Annotated in this window: 16 protein-coding genes and 1 pseudogene; 7 read left to right on the top strand and 10 right to left on the bottom strand. The window is 75.0% G+C overall.

Going from position 1 to position 18,148, the window contains the following annotated elements:
- Positions 1-91: 91 nt before the first annotated feature.
- Together ACWFR1_RS01325 and ACWFR1_RS01320 are read left to right on the top strand one after the other, a co-directional pair.
- The gene (locus tag ACWFR1_RS01325; protein ID WP_453545188.1) at positions 92-871 is read left to right on the top strand and encodes an MBL fold metallo-hydrolase; all 780 of its coding nucleotides are present in this window, start codon (positions 92-94) and stop codon (positions 869-871) included.
- On the top strand, positions 868-1,563 hold the full coding sequence (locus ACWFR1_RS01320) for a DedA family protein (protein WP_453545186.1): 696 nt from the start codon (positions 868-870) through the stop codon (positions 1,561-1,563). The genes ACWFR1_RS01325 and ACWFR1_RS01320 overlap by 4 nt, the downstream gene beginning before the upstream one ends.
- Here the strand turns inward: ACWFR1_RS01320 and ACWFR1_RS01315 are convergent.
- From ACWFR1_RS01315 to ACWFR1_RS01305, 3 genes and pseudogenes are all read right to left on the bottom strand, one after another.
- A complete protein-coding gene (locus ACWFR1_RS01315) occupies positions 1,543-2,604 on the bottom strand; it encodes an MBL fold metallo-hydrolase (protein ID WP_453545184.1) in 1,062 nt (353 codons plus the stop codon). The genes ACWFR1_RS01320 and ACWFR1_RS01315 overlap by 21 nt on opposite strands.
- Positions 2,605-2,668: 64 nt before the next feature.
- Positions 2,669-3,904, bottom strand: coding sequence for an aminotransferase class I/II-fold pyridoxal phosphate-dependent enzyme (locus tag ACWFR1_RS01310; protein ID WP_453545182.1), 1,236 nt, complete (start codon positions 3,902-3,904; stop codon positions 2,669-2,671).
- A gap of 289 nt (positions 3,905-4,193) precedes the next feature.
- A pseudogene (locus ACWFR1_RS01305) lies at positions 4,194-5,450 on the bottom strand (molybdopterin-dependent oxidoreductase).
- 159 nt (positions 5,451-5,609) lie between these two features.
- On the opposite strand from ACWFR1_RS01305, the gene ACWFR1_RS01300 reads away from it, so the two are divergent.
- Both ACWFR1_RS01300 and ACWFR1_RS01295 read left to right on the top strand, forming a co-directional pair.
- Entirely contained in the window at positions 5,610-6,152 is a 543-nt protein-coding gene (locus tag ACWFR1_RS01300; protein WP_453545180.1) for an N-acetyltransferase family protein, read from the top strand.
- A gap of 90 nt (positions 6,153-6,242) precedes the next feature.
- Positions 6,243-7,079: a methyltransferase domain-containing protein gene (locus tag ACWFR1_RS01295; RefSeq protein ID WP_453545178.1), complete on the top strand. Its 837-nt coding sequence runs from the start codon at positions 6,243-6,245 to the stop codon at positions 7,077-7,079.
- Between the two features lie 64 nt (positions 7,080-7,143).
- Here the strand turns inward: ACWFR1_RS01295 and ACWFR1_RS01290 are convergent, their stop codons facing one another.
- Together ACWFR1_RS01290 and ACWFR1_RS01285 are read right to left on the bottom strand one after the other, a co-directional pair.
- A complete protein-coding gene (locus ACWFR1_RS01290; protein WP_453545176.1) occupies positions 7,144-7,380 on the bottom strand; it encodes a hypothetical protein in 237 nt (78 codons plus the stop codon).
- A gap of 246 nt (positions 7,381-7,626) precedes the next feature.
- Positions 7,627-9,591 carry a DUF5107 domain-containing protein gene (locus ACWFR1_RS01285; RefSeq protein ID WP_453545174.1) on the bottom strand — a complete coding sequence of 655 codons (1,965 nt, stop codon included), beginning with the start codon at positions 9,589-9,591 and terminating at the stop codon, positions 7,627-7,629.
- A gap of 176 nt (positions 9,592-9,767) precedes the next feature.
- On the opposite strand from ACWFR1_RS01285, the gene ACWFR1_RS01280 reads away from it, so the two are divergent.
- Positions 9,768-10,100, top strand: coding sequence for a DUF6204 family protein (locus ACWFR1_RS01280; RefSeq protein WP_453545172.1), 333 nt, complete (start codon positions 9,768-9,770; stop codon positions 10,098-10,100).
- Between the two features lie 72 nt (positions 10,101-10,172).
- On the opposite strand, the gene ACWFR1_RS01275 is transcribed toward ACWFR1_RS01280, so the two are convergent.
- A complete protein-coding gene (locus tag ACWFR1_RS01275; protein WP_453545170.1) occupies positions 10,173-10,523 on the bottom strand; it encodes a hypothetical protein in 351 nt (116 codons plus the stop codon).
- Positions 10,520-10,774 (bottom strand): DUF1049 domain-containing protein, encoded by a 255-nt coding sequence (locus ACWFR1_RS01270; RefSeq protein ID WP_453545168.1) that lies wholly within the window; start codon positions 10,772-10,774, stop codon positions 10,520-10,522. Before ACWFR1_RS01270 ends, ACWFR1_RS01275 begins: the two co-directional genes overlap by 4 nt.
- A gap of 202 nt (positions 10,775-10,976) precedes the next feature.
- Between ACWFR1_RS01270 and ACWFR1_RS01265 the strand changes: the two genes are divergently transcribed.
- Both ACWFR1_RS01265 and ACWFR1_RS01260 read left to right on the top strand, forming a co-directional pair.
- Positions 10,977-11,774: a GntR family transcriptional regulator gene (locus tag ACWFR1_RS01265; protein ID WP_453545166.1), complete on the top strand. Its 798-nt coding sequence runs from the start codon at positions 10,977-10,979 to the stop codon at positions 11,772-11,774.
- Between the two features lie 310 nt (positions 11,775-12,084).
- A complete protein-coding gene (locus tag ACWFR1_RS01260) occupies positions 12,085-13,173 on the top strand; it encodes an adenosine deaminase (RefSeq protein ID WP_453545164.1) in 1,089 nt (362 codons plus the stop codon).
- Between the two features lie 45 nt (positions 13,174-13,218).
- Here ACWFR1_RS01260 and ACWFR1_RS01255 read toward each other — a convergent pair whose 3' ends face one another.
- The 3 genes from ACWFR1_RS01255 to ACWFR1_RS01245 form a co-directional block, all read right to left on the bottom strand.
- The gene (locus tag ACWFR1_RS01255; RefSeq protein ID WP_453545401.1) at positions 13,219-14,946 is read right to left on the bottom strand and encodes a CocE/NonD family hydrolase; all 1,728 of its coding nucleotides are present in this window, start codon (positions 14,944-14,946) and stop codon (positions 13,219-13,221) included.
- 228 nt (positions 14,947-15,174) lie between these two features.
- On the bottom strand, positions 15,175-16,128 hold the full coding sequence (locus tag ACWFR1_RS01250) for a S66 peptidase family protein (RefSeq protein WP_453545162.1): 954 nt from the start codon (positions 16,126-16,128) through the stop codon (positions 15,175-15,177).
- Positions 16,125-18,146 carry a prolyl oligopeptidase family serine peptidase gene (locus ACWFR1_RS01245; protein WP_453545160.1) on the bottom strand — a complete coding sequence of 674 codons (2,022 nt, stop codon included), beginning with the start codon at positions 18,144-18,146 and terminating at the stop codon, positions 16,125-16,127. The genes ACWFR1_RS01250 and ACWFR1_RS01245 overlap by 4 nt, the downstream gene beginning before the upstream one ends.
- Positions 18,147-18,148: the final 2 nt, after the last annotated feature.

Genomic DNA, 18,148 nt, shown 5'->3' with positions numbered 1-18,148 from the left:
GGACATTTACCCTCGTTACGGAGTTACGGAACGGTCGCGGACATCGGGACGCGGCGGCCGAACCCGCCGAGGACGGACGACGGAAGGCGGCATGCCGGTGGAGGTCACCTGGTGGGGTCACGCGACCTGCACGGTCGAGGACTCCGGGGTCCGCTTCCTCACCGACCCGCTGTTCGCGCGGCGGCTCGCCCATCTGCGGCGGCGGCGCGGCGCCCTGCCGTCGCCCGAGGCCGGCCGCGCCGAGGCCGTGCTCGTCTCGCACCTGCACGCCGACCATCTGCACCTGCCCTCGCTGGCCACGCTCGCGCCGGGGACGCGGATCGTCGTGCCGCGGGGGGCGCCCGCCGCCGTACCGGGGCTGCGCAGGCTCGACGGGAACGGGCTGCGGCTGACCGAGGTCGAGCCCGGTGACACGGTGACGGTCGAGGGCGTGACGGTACGGGTCGTGCCGGCGCTCCACGACGGGCGGCGCCTGCCGGTGGGGCCGCACCGCTCCCCCGCCCTCGGGTACGTCGTCGAGGGCGAGGCGCGGACGTACTTCGCCGGGGACACCGGTCTCTTCGACGGAATGGCGGAGGCGGTGGGCCCGGTGGACGTGGCGCTGCTTCCGGTGGGCGGCTGGGGCCCGTACCTGGGCCACGGGCACCTCGACGCGGGCCGGGCGGCCGAGGCGCTCGCCGCGCTGTCGCCCGCGGCCGCGGTGCCCGTGCACTACGGCACGTACTGGCCGATCGGGCTCGACGGGGTCCGGCCGCACGAGTTCCACGCGCCGGGGGACGAGTTCGTCCGGCACGCGGCGCGTCTCGCGCCGAAGGTGGCGGTGCACCTGCTGGCCCACGGTGAGCGGGTGCGGCCCGAGGTCGCCCGGTGATCGACGGTCTCGTCCGGATCGCCGGGGCGGTGCGCGAGCTGCCGCCCGAGTCGACGCAGCAGGCGGTCGGCTACCCCTCCCTCTTCCTGCTCGTGGCACTGGGCTCGCTGGTGCCGGTCGTCCCGACGGGCGCCATCGTCAGTTCGGCGGCGGTGGTCGCCTTCCACCAGACCTCGCCGCTGTCGTTGCTCTTCGTGTTCCTGGTGGCGGCGTTCGCCGCGTTCCTGGGGGACGTGGCGCTGTACTGGCTCGGGCAGCGCGGGGTCCGTTCCCGCAACGGCTCGCGGTGGCTGGCGGCGCTGCGGGGCCGGGTGACGCCGGAGCGGCTGGCGCAGGCGCAGGCGCGGCTCGACACCCATCAGGTGTCGGTGCTGGTGCTGTCCCGGCTGATGCCGGCGGGGCGGATCCCGGTGATGCTGGCGTGTCTCCTCGCCCAGATGCCGCTGCGGCGCTTCGCGCGGGGGGACGTGGCGGCGTGCCTCGCGTGGGCGGCGACGTACCAGCTGATCGGGATCCTGGGCGGTTCGCTCTTCCCGGAGCCGTGGCAGGGAGTCGTGGCGGCGGTGGGTCTCACGGTGCTGGTCAGCGCCGTCCCGGCGCTGTGGCGGCGGGTGCGGGGGACACGGGGGGCTTCGGGCCGGAAGGCCGCGTCGGGTGGCGTCTCGGGGCCCTCAGGGAGCCAGCACCCGTGAGGCGCCGACCGGGAGGTCCCACAGGTCCTCGCGGGGCAGTCCCGCCTTCTCCCAGGCGGCCCTGACCCGGGTGAGGGGTTCCAGGACGGGTTCGGAGGAGAGGACGAAGGTCGCCCAGTGCATGGGGGCCATCCGGCGCGCCCCCAGGTCCTGGTGGGCGCGGACCGCTTCCTCGGGGTCCGTGTGGACGTCGCTGAGCCACCAGCGCGGGTCGTAGGCCCCGATCGGGAGCAGCGACAGGTCGATGCCGGGGAAGCGGCGGCCGATCTCGGTGAACCAGTGGCCGTACCCGGTGTCCCCCGCGAAGTGGACGCGGCGGCCCGACGGGTCGGTGAGCACCCAGCCGCCCCACAGGGAGCGGCAGGTGTCGAGGAGGGTGCGCTTGGACCAGTGGTGGGCGGGGACGAAGTCAAAGCGCACGCCGTCGAGTTCGGCCGCCTCCCACCAGTCGAGCTCGGTCACGCGGCCGAACCCGCGGCGGGTGAACCAGCGGCCGAGCCCGGCCGGGACGAACACCGGGGTGTGCCGGGGCAGTCGTCTGAGGGTGGGGGCGTCGAGGTGGTCGAAGTGGTTGTGGCTGATGACGACGGCGTCGACGGGCGGCAGGTCCTCCCAGCGGACCCCGACCGGGGTGAGGCGGGCCGGGGTGCCGAAGATGCGACGCGACCAGACGGGGTCGGTGAGGACGGTGAGTCCGCCGAGGCGGAGGATCCAACTGGCGTGCCCCGCCCAGGTGACGGCGAGGGTGTCCGGGCCCGCGGAGGGCAGCGGTCCCGGCTCGAAGGGGAGCAGGGGGATGTCGCGGAGGCCTTCGGGGCGGGGGCGGACGGCGCCCTCCCGGGCCAGCCGCGCCATGGCGCGGACGCCGGGGAGGGGGGCGGTGAGCCGGTCGGCGAAGGTCCGGGGCCAGTCCGCGCGCAGCCGGCCGATCGGCTGGAGTACGCGGGTGGGTGCCGGAGCGGGGGCGGGGGCCGCGACGGGATCGGCGGGGTACGGGGTCGCCTGTGCGGCCCGGGCGGGGTGTGCCGTCCGTTCGGTCATCTGCGGGCTCCGTCCTGCGCGGCTCGTACGGGGTGGGCGGGGTGGCCCGGGCGGCCTGGGCGGTTCATCGGAGTTCCTCCAGGGCTCCCCCGAAGTCCGTCAACGCGCGCTCCACGTGCGGGAGTTCCTCGGGGTTGCGGGACCCGAGGGTCTCGGCGCGCTCCTCCTCGGTACCGCCCAGGAACATGTCGGTGCCGAACCGGGCGCGCAGGGCGCCGAGTTCGTCGCCGAAGCGGTGGCCGCCGGGCGCGGGTGCGCCGAGTCGCGCGGTGAGGTGGCTCTCCAGCTCCAGGGAGTCGGTGACGCCGCGGGCCGCGAGCCCTGACCTCAACCGGCCGAGGTCCACGTACAGATGGCGTCCCGCCTGCGGAGGCCGGGAGAGCGCCCCGGCGGCGAGGGCGGTGCGGTGCGCGGCGGCGGCGAGCCGGCCGTGGACGGTGGCGGCGCGCCGGACGCGTACGGTCACGTCCTCGGGTTCGTCGAGGGCGTGCGCGGCGGCGGGGGCTACGGGGCCCGGGACGACGGCGCCGAGGGCGGTGAGGACGTCGAGGACGCGGGCCCTGCGGTCGGTCCAGCGGTCGGCGCGGGACGGGTCGGTGGGCGGGAAGCGGGCGACGGCGCAGGGCCAGGCGGCCGGGGTGAGGGGGGCGCCGCCGAGGTCGGTGAGGACGGTGACGTCGTCCGGGCACATCTCGGCGGGGCTGAGGAGCACGGTGTCGTGCGGGTGGTGGAGGGTGTCGCGCCAGGTCTCGTCGCTGATGACGTGGAGCCCCTCGGCGACGGCGGCTTCGCAGGCCTCACGGACGATCTCGGGCGGGGCGACGGTGGCGGTGGGGTCGTCGGCGACGGAGAGCAGCAGGACCCGGGGGTCGCCGCCCTCGGCGCGGACCCGCCGGACGGTCTCCAGGAGGGCATACGGGTCGGGAACGCCGCCGCACTCGGCGGGCGTGGGCACGTGGTAGGCGGGGCGGCCGAGGAGGCGGGCCTGCGGGGTCCACCAGGCGGGGCACGGGCGGGGCAGCAGCAGGTCGCCGCCGTGCGCGGCGATCAGGGCGAGGAGGAGGGCGGGGGCACCGGGGGCCGCGACCACGTCCTCGGCGTGCGTCCGCAGGCCGCGGCGCCACCAGTAGCCGGCCGCCGCCTCCCGTAGGACGGGGCCGCCGCCCGGCGGCTCGGGGGCGGTCCGTCCGGCCGCGGCGGCCAGGAGGGCCGCGAGCCCGGGGAGGACGGGCAGTCCCGTGTCGGGCGCGGGAGGGCCGTAGCGCACCGGGCCTCGGCCTTCCGGAGCCGTGTGGCGCATGTCCCGTACCTCCTGAGCGCACGGGGGCACCGGGAACGGCACCCCGAGCCCTTTATACGAAGATCCGGACGCTTTCGCCGCCCCAGGAGGCGCTTCGGGTGCCACCCGGCCACCGCTCCGGTCACTACTGGGGCCATTGCCCGGCCACTGCTCGGGCAACCGCTCAGGCAGTCGCTCGGGCGACCGCTCGGGACCGCTCAGGCAGTCGCTCGGGCGACCGCTCGGGACCGCTCAGGCAGTCGCTCGGGCGACCGCTCGGGACCGGTCAGGCAGTCGCTCGGGCGACCGCTCAGGCGACGGTGACCGGGTGGCGCACGACCGCGTCGAAGAGATAGCCCTGGGTGTTGTGGACGGCGCGCTCGGGCTGGGTGTTGCCGGCGGCGTCGGTCGCCCGGGACAGGAGAATGGCCGGACCGGTGCGACGGGGGTGTCAGGGAACGGTCCAGCGGACCCAGCCGTCCCGCCTCGGGGAGTCGAGGAGCCGGGCCCGCCGCCAGTGGGTCCCGCCGCCGGTGGAGACCTCCACGAAGTGGACGGGCGCGTGGGCGGACCAGGCGCGCCCGGTGAGGCGGTGGACGCGGTCGGCCTCCGGGGTGGCGCCGGAGGGAAGTTCGTAGCCGGACTTGATCGTCTGGACGCTGATCGGGGTGCTGCCGCCGGACGGGTGGGGCGGGCCGAAGAGCCGGTACCAGTCCGTGGACCAGGGCGAACCCAGCGGGCGGGTGGAGACCTTGATGTCGCCGAGCCACTTGATCGAGGCGATGCCGACTCAGGAGGGCACGACGAGCCGGACCGGGTGGCCGTGGTCGTGGTCGTACGGGAGGGGCTCGCCGTTCATCTCGTACGCGAGGAGGACGTCGTCGAAGGCCTTGGCGACCGGCAGCGGGCGGCGGACCCGGCCGAAGTCGACGCCGCCGGAGACGTACGGGTCGTCGAGGCCGCGCGGCAGGAGGTCGACGGCGTCGCGGGCGATCCCGGCGCGTCGCAGCACGTCGGAGAGGCGGACACCGCGCCAGCGGGCGGCACCGACGGCGCCGAGAGTCCAGGAAGTGCCCGTGCCGGGCTCGCCCTGCTGGCTCGCGTAGAGGCTGCGGCCGTTTCCCGCGCACTCGATCAGGGCCGTTCGGGTGACGGAGGGCAGGTCGCGGAGCTGCCCGTAGGTGAAGTGGACGGGGCTCCGGCCGTGGAGTCCGTCGCCCCAGAGCGTGAGGCGCCAGTCGGCGGCGTCGAGGACGGGGGTGGAGGTGTGGTCGCGGACGAAGAAGCGGTCGGTGGGGGTGAGGAGGCCCGTGTCCGCGAAGGCGTCGAACCGCGCCTCGGCATTGGTGCCCCGGACGGTGAACCACTCGGGCGGGAGGGCCTTGACGATCCCGGGAGCGAGGGCCCCTACCGCGGGCGTCGACGCGGCCGCCCCGGTCACCGGCGCGGACGCCGCGAGCGCGGGTCCGGCGGCGGCGAGCCCGGCCCCGGCGGACACCGCCGCGAGCAGCTTCAGCAGGGAGCGGCGGCCGGGCGCGGAGGAGTACGGCACGGGACTCCTCGGCAGGTGGGGCGGGCGGCCACCGGGCCGCGGCGGGCCGATCCTAGGGGCGGGGAGGCGGGTCGGACGGTCCGTTCATGGTGCTGTCACACACGGATCCGTCAGGTCGGGGCGGGCCACGGAAACGAGGGAGCGGTGCCGGGCCTCCCTGGCCGAGAATGCGGTATGTCGACATCGATACGTGCGGCCGGTCCCGAGGACGCGGCTGCCCTCGCCTCCGTCCATGTCCTGTCCTGGCGGGCCGCCTACCGCGACCTGCTCCCGGGGCCGTATCTGGCCGCCCTGGACCCGGCGGAGCGGGCCGCCGTGTGGCGCGCCCGCCTGGCGGCGCCGGACCGGCCCTCGGTGCTCCTGGCGACGGGAGCCGAGGGGCGGGTGGTGGCCTTCTCGTGCTTCCGCCCGTGGGCCGACGGGGAATCCGGGGCATCCGGCGAGCTCGATCCGGCGACCACCGCCGAACTGGCGGCGCTGTACTCCCTCCCGGAGGTGTGGGGCACGGGTGTCGGGCGGGAGTTGCTCGCCGCCTCCACCGAGGCCCTCGGTGCGGCCGGTTTCCGGACCGCGCTGCTGTGGGTGTTCGCGGGGAACGCGCGGGCCCGGCGGTTCTACGAGGCAGCGGGCTGGCGGCCCGACGGAGTGACCGTCCGTGACGTGACGGGCGGGCGCGAGCTGGAGGAACTCCGGTACGGGCGGGCACTGTTCAGCTGAGGCGTTGTCCACATTCCAAGATAGGGGTCTCATCATTCGGCGCGAGTGCGTACGGTGAGGGCACGCATCCACACCGAGGGAGTCGCTTCCATGACGCACGCCTCCACCCCGCCGGCGGCCCACGAGACCGCCGTCTACACCCACGGTCACCACGAGTCCGTGCTGCGCTCGCACAGCTGGCGGACCGCCGCCAACTCCGCGGCCTACCTGCTGCCCGAGCTGAGCGCGGGCCTGGACGTCCTGGATGTCGGCTGCGGCCCCGGCACGATCACCGCCGACCTGGCCGCACTGGTGGCGCCCGGCCGGGTGACCGCGGTCGACGCCGCCGAGGGCGTCCTGGGCAAGGCGCGCGCGGTCGCCGCCGAACGCGGCTTGGAGAACGTCGAGTTCGCGGTGGCGGACGTCCACGCCCTGGACTTCCCGGACGACTCCTTCGACGTCGTCCACGCCCACCAGGTGCTGCAGCACGTCGGCGACCCCGTCCAGGCGCTGCGCGAGATGCGGCGGGTGTGCCGCCCCGGCGGGATCGTCGCCGCCCGCGACAGCGACTACGGCGCCTTCGCCTGGTTCCCCGAACGCCCCGCGCTGGACGGGTGGCTGGACCTGTACCACCGGGTCGCGAAGGCGAACGGCGGCGAACCCGACGCCGGGCGGCGGCTGTTCTCCTGGGCGCGGCAGGCGGGCTTCACCGACGTGACGACGACCGCCGGCACCTGGTGCTTCGCCACGCCCGAGGAGCGGGCCTGGTGGAGCGGGCTGTGGGCGGACCGGACGACGGCCTCGGTCTACGCGGAGCTGGCGGTGAACGGCGGCCACGCGACCGCCGCCGAGCTGACGGCGATCGGGGAGGCCTGGCGGGAGTGGGGCAAGCAGGAGGACGCCTGGTTCCTGGTCCCGCACGGTGAGATCGTGTGCCGGGTGTCCTGACGGCCGCCGGATCTGACGGCCGCAAGTCCCCCTGAACGGCGGTCAGTACAGGAGAAAGCCTCCGTCAGTACAGGAGGAAGCCGTGGAACCCGTTGCAGTCCGGGTCGCGGAGGGGGCAGTCCGGATGCGGGGTGCGGTCGTGCTCGGGCCGCACCGGCTCGGGGCCGAGGAAGACCGGCTCCGGCGGGGGCAGCACGAACGTGTCGCAGAGGCAGGCGCCGCAGCGGCCCGAGAACCGGGGCTCCGCGTGACGGAAGCGCGGGTGTCCGCACCGGCACTCGGCCGTCGCCCAGGATGCCATCCCCGGACCCCCGTCCCTCCACGCACCCGCCACCGCTGCCCCTCCGCCGAGGATAACGGCGAACACCCGCCCGCGACCCTGCCGTCAGCCCGCCACCTCGGCCGTCTCGCGAACTCGCCCACGCCCTCGCGTCAGCCCGCCCGCGCCCTCACATCAGCCCGACCCCGCCCCTCTCGCCGCCCCGCCCGCGCCCCTCGCGTCAGCCCGCCCGTGACCCTCCCACCGCCCCGACCCGCACCCCTCGCGTCAGCTCGGGCGCATCCTGAACTCGTAGGCGTCCGGCAGCGGTTCGTCGGTGATCTCCGACCAGACCTCGCCGAGGATCTCGGCGCCCTCGCGCAGGTCCGCGACCTCGAAGCCCTCGTCGAAGACGGCGCGGGCTTCGGCGGTCCGGCCCTCGGCGAGGAGCAGCCGGGCCTCAAGCAGCCGGAAGGCGCCCCTCTCCCGGGCCTCCTCCGGCAGCCGCGCCCACACCTCCCGCGCCCGGCCGGTCCGTCCGGCGGCCAGCAGCGCGACGACCGCCTCGCGGCCGAGCGCGGCGGCCACCACCTCGTCCTCGGCCGCCCTGTCGGCGTGTTCGGTGAAGGCCTCGGCGAACCGCTCGGCGGCGCGCGCCGGGTGTCCGTCCTCCCGGTCGGCGACGGCGAGGCAGTGGAGCAGCGGCCAGCGCACGGCGGCCTCCCGCAGTCCGCGTTCCCAGCTCCGTACCGCCTGGGCGCGGTCTCCGGCGTGCCACTGGGCGATGCCGAGGTGGTATTCGGTGGAGGGGGCGGCCGGGGCCGTCTCCAGCATGTCCCGCCAGGGCGCCGAGACCAGCGGCGCGCCGGGCGCGGCACCCTTCTCGGGGACGGGCAGGACTCCGGTCCGCAGCAGTTCCCGCCAGGGCTCCTGCTCCGGCCCGAGCGTCGATTCGGGGAAGGGCGTGCCGGGCAGGTCGTGGTGCCCGCGCAGCACTTCGAGGGCTCCCCAGCCGGATCCGACGGCGAGGACGGTCTCCGGTGCGGTGTCGGCGGCCCGCTCGCGCCAGGCTGTGTACGCCGCGTCGACCTCGGCGCGCGGCAGCGCCCCGGCGAGGCCGTGCTCGACGGCCGTGCGGGCCGCGTCCCAGTCGTCGCCGAGCGCCGCGGCGGGGTCGGCGGTGAGCGGTCCGTACGCCTCCAGCCAGCTGAGCTCCCCGCCGCCCGGCAGCTCCAGGTGCTCCAGCTGGGTGCGCGCGAGTCCGGCCTGGATCTCGGCGTAGCCGGGGGTGCCGGGCTCGGTGAGCCACTCCTGCCAGCGCCGGCCGCCGCGTGCGCCGCCCCAGAGGAAGAGCTTGCGGCCGCGCAGCGGGTCGGTGGAGGTCTGGACAAGGCCGGTGCCGTCGGCGTCGAGGGCGGCGATCCAGCGGCGCTGCCCGTCGGGGAGGTCGTAGAACCAGTCGGCGGCGTGGTCGCCGCTCAGCGGGTACGAGCGGTCGGTGCCGCCCTCGGCGCCGGGGGTGGGGAAGGGGAAGGAGAGGCGGCGCAGCCCGCGCTCGTAGCCGTGGTGCCAGGCCGTGTCGGCGGGGGCGATGACGCGGCGGTCCTCCGGTACGGCGGTGTTGGACCACCAGTAGACGGGGGCGGGCCGCTCGTGGGGGTTGCGGACGCGGACGCCGACACGGAGGAAGTCGGAGTCCTCCGGGAGCCAGAGGTCGACCTGGAAGGGTAGGTCCCGCAGGCGCTCCCACTCCCACAGGCGGAGCATCGGGCCGCCGTCGGGCGCGCGGACGACCGCCGCGTGCAGGGGCGAGCAGGAGAGGGTGGTGTGGCCGGTGGCTCCGATGTTCCACTCGATGCCGCCGGAGAACCAGGCGCCGTTGAGGGCGAAGGCCGCCGGCTGGAACACCGGGTTGCGGTAGAGGAGTTCGCGTCCGCTGGGCTTGTGGTGCAGGGAGTGGACACGGCCGCCGAGACCGGGGAGCACGGTCGCCCGGAGCCGGCCGTTCTCGATCACGATGGCGTCGAGGTCGGTGGGGGTGCGGTCGCGCCCGTAGCCGTCCCGCACGGGGGCGGGCAGCAGACTGCGCAGCGGGGCGCGTCCGATGCCCCGGGCCATGTCGCGCGGCAGTTCCGCGAGGGTCTGTCCGTCGACCGCGTGCGTCCCGTCGTGGGTGCGCAGGGCGGGCAGGGGGTTGTCCGGGCCCAACGGGGCCGCGGGCAGCGTCAGTACGGCACGTCGCACGGTCGTCATCCATCCATGGAACACGCCGGGGCCCGCCGTGACCAGGGGCTCTCCGGCCTCGCTTCGGCGACGGGGAGCCACGGGGGCGCCCGGATATTCCGGGCGGCGCGGGTGGCGGTCGCCGTACTGTGGAGGGCCGGTCGCCGGCGCGGCGGCCGGGAACGGCGCGACAGGGAGTACGACGCATGGGCACCCACCACACCTACCGGGTCATCGTGCGCGGCACGTTCGACGGTCTGTCGGAGGAGAGCCGGGACCGGCTGCTCGCCGAGGTGGACGCGCACGGGCTGACCGCGATGCAGTTCACGGAGGAGGGTTCACTCACCTACGACCGGACGCTGAAGCACTTCTCGTACCGCCTGGTCGTCGTCTCCGACGCGGAGGACGGCGACGAGATGGCGGGCGCGCTGGCGGAGGACCGGGTGGAGACCGCGCTCAAGGAGCTCGGCCATGGGCACAAGGCGCTGCGCTCGACCGTGACCGACCTCGACACGATGAAGATCAACTACAAGCGCTGAGCACGGACCGGGGCCGAGGCCGGGCCCGGTCCGGGCAGCGGTGCCCGCCGCGACCAGCGGCGGGCGGTGTGGTCAGCGCCGGGCGGTGCGGACACGGGGCGGGCACGTCTCGCCCTTGCGTACGACTCCGATCGTGACCGCCGTCCGCCGGTCGAGCTCCGCGCCCGCCGCCGGGTACTGCGTGCACACCCGCCAGTTCGGCGGCCACAGCACCCTCCGGTCCCGTCCGCTCGCGTCGTGGACGTCGAGGCGGGTCCGGCGGTCGAGCCGTGTGAAGACCCGCCACAGCGGCACGCCCAGCAGGTCCGGCATGAACGGCGTCCCGGCGTCCTCGCCCGGCACCGCCGGCTGCTCCGCCGAGGAGACGGCGACGGCCGCGAGCGCGAGGACGGCGCCGGCGCCCACCACGGCGGCCCGCCTCACTTCCGCCTCCGGGCCGCGGCGTAGTAGCCGCAGGCGGCGCCGAGGACGGCGGTCGCGAGGAGCGCCAGATAGAGCGGCATGGACACCTCGGGGATCAGGATCCGGATCCGGACCTCACGGGTGTTCTCGAAGATGAAGACCAGGGTGAGGACCGCGACCACCGTCATCGCGATCCGGCCCGGGGTGAAGGCTCCGTCGAACCGGGACGCGCCGCCCGTGCGGGGCGCCCCTGACGTCTGCTTGGGACTCATTCCCGGCCCTCTCCTCCGTCGTGCCGTCGGTGGTACCCGTCGGTCGCACCCGGCCCGCGCCGCGGGACCAGCCGTGGGACCAGAATGGGGTGCGGGGAGCCCCACCGTGACGGTGGGAGGAGCCGTACGGGTGACTTGTCAGACAACGTGCGCCGACTACGGTGGTCCCGGACACCGGCGGGGACCAGACGAGGAGGCGGCCGTGGCGGTCAGCGGACAACGGCGGAGGCCGGTCGTGGCGCTGTACGAGCGGATCGCGGACGCCGTCCACGACGGCACCTATCCGCCGGGCTCGACGCTCCCCTCCGAGCCGAAGCTCGCCGCCGAGCTGGGCGTGAGCCGGCCCGCCCTGCGCGAGGCGCTGCTGCTGCTCCAGGAGGACGGGGTGCTGACCGTGCGCCGCGGGGTCGGCCGGACCGTCAACGACCGTCCGCCGCGCCGGGGTTTCGAGCACATCCAGCCGCTGGAGGAGCTCATCGGCGCGGGGGGTCCGCTCCGCGTGCGGGCACTGCTGCGGACGATGGAGGAGCCCACCGACTTCACGACGCAGCACCTGCTCGCCCCGGCCCGCTCGGAGCTGCGGTTCTGGGAGTCCGTACTGACCGGGGAGGGCACGGCCGCGGCGCTGAGCCACGAGTGGGCGGCGGCCGACGACGTGCTGTCCCGGGTGCATCCGGAGTTCGCCCGGGCCCTGCGGGCGGCGGACCCGGACGCCACCGCGGAGGCCGGAGGGGCGACCGTGCAGGCCAGCGGGCCAGGCCCCGACGTCTCCATGCTGGCGGTACTCGTCGCGGCCTCGCGCGAGACGGCCCTGAGCGCCCACAGCGGGATCACGGCGACGCTGCTCGGGCGGCGGCGCGGGGACCAGCTGGGCCGCCCGGCGGACACCCCGGCCGTCCTGGTCACGCAGGTCGTACGGGTCGGCGAGACCCCGATCCTGGCCGCCAAGCACATGCTGCCGACGGGCACCCCCGCCCTGCCGGTGCTCCAGTCGCACTGAGCCGTACGGAGACGGGGACACCGGCCCCGAACCGGACGCGCGCCGAGCGGGCCCGCGCGCCGCCCGGCCCTCCTGCCGTGAGGCCCTCCCGGGACTCCTCCCGAGCCCCTCCCCGCCTTCCTACCGGGCGCCTCCCTGGCGCTCCTCCCGGGGCCCTCCCAGCACTCCTCCCGGCCCCCTCCCCGGCACTCGCCCGGACGCCCTCCCGGCCCCTCGCGCGCCCCTTCGAACGCCCTCGGGCAGCCCGTCGAAGGCCGTTCTCCACGGCCGTCGCCGCACGCCGCTCGGCCGTGGCGTACACTTCCCCGCCATGCACTTGTCTGACAACCCTGCCACGCCTGCCGCCGCCACCGTCTCCGAGTGGATCCGCCGGGCCCCGAAGGCCGTCCTCCACGACCACCTCGACGGCGGGCTGCGCCCCGCGACGATCGTCGAGCTGGCGCGGAAGCACGGCTACACCGCGCTGCCGACCGAGGACCCGGCCAAGCTCGCGGTCTGGTTCCGGGACGCCGCCGACTCCGGTTCGCTGGAGCGGTACCTGGAGACGTTCGCCCACACCTGCGCGGTGATGCAGACCCGCGAGGCGCTGACCCGCATCGCGGCCGAGTGCGCCGAGGACCTGGCGGCGGACGGTGTCGTCTACGCCGAGATCCGCTACGCCCCCGAGCAGCACCTGGAGGGCGGGCTGACCCTCGACGAGGTCGTCGAGGCCGTCAACGACGGCTTCCGCGAGGGCGAGCTCCGCTCCGGCGGCCGGATCACGGTCCGTACGCTCCTCACCGGCATGCGGCACACCGACCGCTCCCTGGAGATCGCGCGGCTCACGGTCGCCCACCGGGAGAACGGCGTAGCCGGCTTCGACATCGCCGGCGGCGAGATCGGCAACCCGCCGGCCCGCCACCTCCCCGCCTTCCAGCACCTGAAGCGGGAGAACTGCCACTTCACGATCCACGCGGGCGAGGCCGTCGGCGCGGAGTCGATCCACGAGGCCGTGCAGGTCTGCGGCACGGAGCGGATCGGCCACGGCGTGCGGATCACGGACGACATCGCCGAGGACGGCACCCTGGGCCGGCTCGCCGCGTACGTCCGGGACAACCGCATCGCCCTGGAGGTCTGCCCGACCTCGAACCTCCAGACGGGCGCCGCCAAGGACTACGCCTCGCACCCGATCGACGAGCTGCGCCGCCTCGGCTTCCGGATCACGCTCAACACCGACAACCGCCTGGTCTCCGGCACCACCATGAGCGAGGAGTTCCAGCACATGGTGGACGCCTTCGGCTACGGCCCCGAGGTGTTCGAGGAGTTCACGGTCGCCGCCCTGGACGCCGCCTTCCTGCCGCTGCCGGAGCGGCAGCGGCTGATCGACGAGGTCGTCCGCCCCGGGTACGCGGCGCTCTGACCCGCTCGGCCAGGGCCTGTCCGACCCCGATCCGCCGGACAGGCCCTATCCCACCCGGCCGTTCACTACCGGCAGCTCCAGCGTCCCCGTGTCCTCGGGGGCGCTGGTGACGGTCACGGGCTTGATGCCCCGGTTGCCGAAGTAGGCCGAGTCGCTGGCCGCGATCACGAACTCCATCCGGTGCCCGGTCTCGTAGCGGTGCACGATGCCGGGCAGCTCCACCGTGAACGGGCGGGTCACGTCCGGCACGCGGACCGGTGCGACGAGCCGGTTGACCAGGGTCTTCGTCCCGTCGGGCGCGATGTCGTAGAGCTTCGCGAAGAGGACGAGCCGGTCTGCCGCGTCCCCGGAGTCCTGGACGCGTTCGGTCCTCGGCGACACGACCCTGAGGGTGGCCTTCGGCGCGCCGACGAGGTCGACGGGGGCGGCGAGCGCGGCGCTGCTCCAGCCGAGGTAGGTGCCGGGGGTGTCGTAGGGCCGCGGGTCGGGCAGGCCGATCAGTCCGGCGAGCGAGGACTCCGAATGGCTCGTGGGGATCAGCCAGTTGGTGTACCCGCGTGAGCCCCGGGCGACCTTCGTCCGGTTGTCGACGAGCTTGCCGTCACCGGAGAGGTACAGCTTCTGGCTGAGCGGGGGGACGGCGGCGGCGGTGCCGTAGCCGCTCTGCCAGTCGCGGTACCAGGCGAAGGCGGGACCGGTGTCGGCGGTCGGGTTCTTCCGCAGGTGGCGGTCGAACCAGGCGAGGACGCGCTGACCGACGTAGCTGCCCTCCAGGTTGCCCTGGCCGAGGTCGAGTTCCCCGGGCTTCTGGCCGCCGCTGTGCCCCCAGGACTGCCAGATCATCCGGGTGTCGACACCGCGCTTCCGCAGCCGGTCGTAGGTGGCCCGGGCCTCGTTGAGGTTGAAGAGACTGTCGGCCTGGCCCTGGACGATCAGGGTCGGGGCGTCGACGCGGTCCAGGTAGGAGACGGGGGAGACGCTCCGGGCGAACGCGAGCATCTCCTCGGTCTCGGCCTTCGGGTAGCTGCCGGAGTTGAGCAGCCGCACGGTGTCGCAGGCGGCGGTCGCGAAGTGCAGGCAGCCGAGCGAGTTGATCCGGCTGGGGTCGAGGGAGGGCGAGAGCAGCGGCTGCCCCTCCCCCATCAGATAGAAGCCGTTGGCCCACTGCCACTTGAAGACGCCGGGGGTCGCGCGGTCGGCGGCGTTGGGCGCGAGCGAGTACGCGAGGTCGTTCCAGGTGATGAGCGGGACGAGGGCGTCGAGTCGAGGGTCCACGGAGGCGGCGGCGAGCTGTACAGCGCCGCCGTAGGAGCCGCCGATCATGCCGACCCGGGGGTCGCCCGCCGCGTCCTCGGTGACGTAGTCGACGCGGGTGCCGTCGTCGGCGGCGCGGGTGCCCGCGAGGAAGTCGACGAGCCGGGCGGCGGCCTGGCCGTCGATGGCCGGGTCGTCGAGGGAGATCAGGCAGCCGGACTTGCCGAAGCCGAGCCCGGAGTAGACGAGTCCGACGTAGCCGCGGGCGGCGAAGGCCTTGCCGAGGACGTCGGTCTGGCCGTCCACCTTGCTGCCGCCGAAGCCGTTGGTGGCGAGGATCGCCGGGGCCGGATGGTCGGCGGAGACTCCCGCGGGCCGGTAGAGATCGGCCTCGACGGTGCAGGGGCGGCCGCCGGCCTCGACGGTGAAGGTGAGCGGGGTGACGGTGTACGCGCCGGGTTCGGCGGCGCTCACCGGACCGGCGAGGGCGAGCGGTGCCGCCATCGCCGTACCGGCCATCAGGGCGAGGATCTTGCGGGATCTGGGCAGAGCAGGGGACACGGGGGCCTCCACACCAAGGACGCAGGAGTGGCCCCGTCGATACCTACCTACCGGTAAGTAAGGGGGCCGCGCCCATGTTGTGACACGTGTAAGCACAGCGTCAAGACGGGCGACGAAGGTTCCTGACGGAGATTCAGTGAAGCCCGCCCTGACAGCTGGTCATGGCTTTACGAGGCGTGTCCGCCTTCAGGTCAGCGCCGGCACGTCCAGCGTCAGCGCGCACGTCTCCGCGTCCAGGACCCCGGGCACTCCCAGCGGGACCGTCAGCGCCGTGCCGCTGTGACCGAAGCCCAGCTCCTCCACCACGGGTATGCCGAGGCCGCCCAGCCGGTCGACGAACACCGCCCGCACCTCCTCGTACGGGCCGCACTCCTCCCATGAGCCCAGGGCGACGCCCGCGACGCCGTCCAGCCAGCCGGAACGCAGGAGTTGGGTGAGGACCCGGTCGATCCGGTACGGCTCCTCCCCCACGTCCTCCAGGAGGAGCAGCCCGCCGCGCGCCGAGGGCCTGGCGTGCGGGGTGCCGAGGTCGGCGGCGAGCAGGCTGACGCAGCCGCCGAGGGTCACCCCGCGGGCGCGGCCGGGGACGACCGTCCGCGCCGTCTCCCGACCGAGCGTCAGCACCGTCTCCGGTGCGAACAGCGTGGCCCGCAAGGACTCCTGGGTGTCCGGATCCGACAGGAAGGTGCCGGCGGCGACCATCGGTCCGTGGAGCGTGGCGAACCCCACGCGGGCGGCGAACGCCTCGTGCAGGGCGGTGACGTCGCTGTACCCGACGAACGCCTTGGGTCCGGCCGCCCGGATCGCCGGCCAGTCGACGAGGTCCACCATGCGCTGCACCCCGTAGCCGCCGCGCGCGCAGATCACGGCGGAGACGGAGGGGTCGCACCAGGCCTCCGTCAGGTCGCGGGCCCTGGCCAGGTCCGCACCGGCGAGGTAGCCGAGGGTGGGGTGGGCGTCGAGGACGTGCGGGGCGACCACCGGGTCCAGGCCCCAGCCGCGCAGGATGTCGAGCCCGGCCCGGAGCCGTTCCTCGGGGACGGGTCCGCTGGGGGCGACGACGGCGACCCGCGCCCCGGGCCGGAGGCGCGCGGCCCGGGTCAGGGGTGTGACGCCGGCGGGCGGGACCTTCGGGTTCATGAGCGGAACTCCAGGTCGGGGACGTCGGTACGGATGAGCCCGAAGGTCCGTACGTACAGGGCGAGTTCGGCCTCCAGGGCCCGGATCATCGTGTCGGCCCTGCGGAAACCGTGCCCCTCCCCCTCGAAGGCGAGGTAGGCGTGGGGGACGCCCCGGCCGGCCGTGCGGGCGAGGAAGCGCTCGGCCTGCGCGGGCGGGCAGATGACGTCGTCGAGTCCCTGGAGCAGCAGGAAGGGGGTCGTGATCCGGTCGACGTGCTCGATCGGCGAGCGGTCCTCGTAGCGGGCGGGGAACTCGTCGAGCGGTCCGACGAGGCTGTGGAGGTACTGGGACTCGAAGTCGTGGGTCTCGTCGGTGGCCCAGCCCCGCAGGTCGAGGATGGGGTAGATGATCGTGCCGCAGGCGTAGACGTCGGTGGTGACGAGGGACGCCGCGGCCGTCCAGCCGCCCGCACTGCCGCCGCGTACGGCGAGCCGGGCCGGGTCGGCGGTGCCCTCGGCGGCCAGGGCCGCGGCGACGGCCGCGCAGTCCTCGACGTCGACGACGCCCCACTGCTCGCGCAGCCGCTCCCGGTACTCCCTGCCGTAGCCGGTCGAGCCGCCGTAGTTGACCTCGGCGACGCCGATCCCTCGCGAGGTGAAGTAGGCGATCTCCAGGTCGAGGACGAGCGGGGCGTGCCCGGTGGGCCCGCCGTGGGCCCAGATCACGTACGGCGGGAGCTCTCCGGCGGGGCCCGTGAACGCGGGATGGTGCGGCGGGTACACCTGCGCGTGGATCTCGCGTCCGCCGGGGCCTGTGAAGGTGCGGATCCGGGGCTCGGGGTAGTACACCGGGTCGACGGCGTCGGTGTGCGCGGCGCCGACGACGCGGGTGCGGCCGGTGCGGGTGTCGAGCTCGACGAGCTCGTAGGCGCTGCGCGGCCCCGCGGCGACGCCGACGACGCGGCTGCCGTGCGCGGCGAGGCCAGGGGCCCAATCGGTCCAGGGGCCGGCGGCGTCGGCGAGGGTGCCGCTGTCGGGGTCGAGTATCCCGAGGGTGGTGGTTCCCTTGCCGTGGACGACGGCGATCAGTCCGTTCTCCAGGGGCGCGAACCAGCTCAGCCCGATCTTCCAGAGCGGTCCGGCGAACTCCTCGTCGCGAGGACAGAGGGCGACCGGGTCGCGGACGCCTCCGTCGGCGGCGATCTCCACCCGGTAGAGGTTCCACCAGCCGGTGCGGTCGCTCGCGAAGAGCAGCCTCCCGGACGTGTCCCAGGCGATCTGGGGGATCGACTCGGCGGGGCCGCCCGCGACGGTCCGGGCGCCGTGGAAGGTGCCGTCGGGGGCGATGTCGGCGAGCTGGACCTCGGTGCCGTCCCAGGGCATGCGGGGGTGGTCCCAGGCGATCCAGGCGGCCCGGCGGCCGTCCGGGGAGAGGCGGGGGCCCGTCAGGAACCGGTGCCGCCCGGCGGAGAGTCCGCGCACGGCGCCGCGGTCCTCGGCGGCCGATCCGTCCAGCGGCACGGCGGCGAGGACCCGGCGCACGTCGGTCGGCGCGGGCCCGGTGAACTCCTCCAGGACGCACCACACCTCGCCGCGCTCCGGGTGGATCACCGGGTCCACCCAGCGCGATCCGCCGCCGACGCCGGAGACGGGGGTGAGCGGCCGCGGCCCGGCACCCGTCCCGGACTCCGGTTCGTACGCGTACAGCCGCTGGTCGGGGAAGTGACAGAAGACCACGAGGGGTCCGCCGGCGGGACGTTCGATCGCGGCCCAGGGCTGCCCGCCGTACTCGATGACCCGGCTGCGGACGTTCCACGGCGCGGGGAGCACGCTCTCCTCGGTGCCGTCGGCGCGCCGCCGGACGAGGGCGCGCCTGCCGCTCTCGGCGGGCCGCGGGGCGGTCCACCACAGCTCGTCGCCGACGGTGCCCGCGTAGTCGGGCCGTCCGTCGTGGGCGGCGGCGAGCTCGGCGGCGACGGGCGACGACCAGGTGCCGTAGGCGGCCGTGGTCGTGTGCGTCGTCTCGGTGGTGGACATGT

It is taken from the genome of Streptomyces sp. NPDC055103, assembly GCF_053607625.1.
Note: the sequence above shows the minus strand (reverse complement) of the source record. Positions and strands in the feature narration are given on the sequence as shown.

Coding starts and splice junctions, on each gene's coding strand:
- ACWFR1_RS01270 (WP_453545168.1), bottom strand. CDS start 10,774: ATGAGTCCCAAGCAGACGTCAGGGGCGCCCCGCACGGGCGGCGCGTCC.
- ACWFR1_RS01255 (WP_453545401.1), bottom strand. CDS start 14,946: ATGGCCGGTACGGCGATGGCGGCACCGCTCGCCCTCGCCGGTCCGGTG.
- ACWFR1_RS01250 (WP_453545162.1), bottom strand. CDS start 16,128: ATGAACCCGAAGGTCCCGCCCGCCGGCGTCACACCCCTGACCCGGGCC.
- ACWFR1_RS01280 (WP_453545172.1), top strand. CDS start 9,768: ATGGGCACCCACCACACCTACCGGGTCATCGTGCGCGGCACGTTCGAC.
- ACWFR1_RS01290 (WP_453545176.1), bottom strand. CDS start 7,380: ATGGCATCCTGGGCGACGGCCGAGTGCCGGTGCGGACACCCGCGCTTC.
- ACWFR1_RS01285 (WP_453545174.1), bottom strand. CDS start 9,591: ATGACGACCGTGCGACGTGCCGTACTGACGCTGCCCGCGGCCCCGTTG.
- ACWFR1_RS01295 (WP_453545178.1), top strand. CDS start 6,243: ATGACGCACGCCTCCACCCCGCCGGCGGCCCACGAGACCGCCGTCTAC.
- ACWFR1_RS01245 (WP_453545160.1), bottom strand. CDS start 18,146: ATGTCCACCACCGAGACGACGCACACGACCACGGCCGCCTACGGCACC.
- ACWFR1_RS01260 (WP_453545164.1), top strand. CDS start 12,085: ATGCACTTGTCTGACAACCCTGCCACGCCTGCCGCCGCCACCGTCTCC.
- ACWFR1_RS01325 (WP_453545188.1), top strand. CDS start 92: ATGCCGGTGGAGGTCACCTGGTGGGGTCACGCGACCTGCACGGTCGAG.
- ACWFR1_RS01300 (WP_453545180.1), top strand. CDS start 5,610: ATGTCGACATCGATACGTGCGGCCGGTCCCGAGGACGCGGCTGCCCTC.
- ACWFR1_RS01315 (WP_453545184.1), bottom strand. CDS start 2,604: ATGACCGAACGGACGGCACACCCCGCCCGGGCCGCACAGGCGACCCCG.
- ACWFR1_RS01310 (WP_453545182.1), bottom strand. CDS start 3,904: ATGCGCCACACGGCTCCGGAAGGCCGAGGCCCGGTGCGCTACGGCCCT.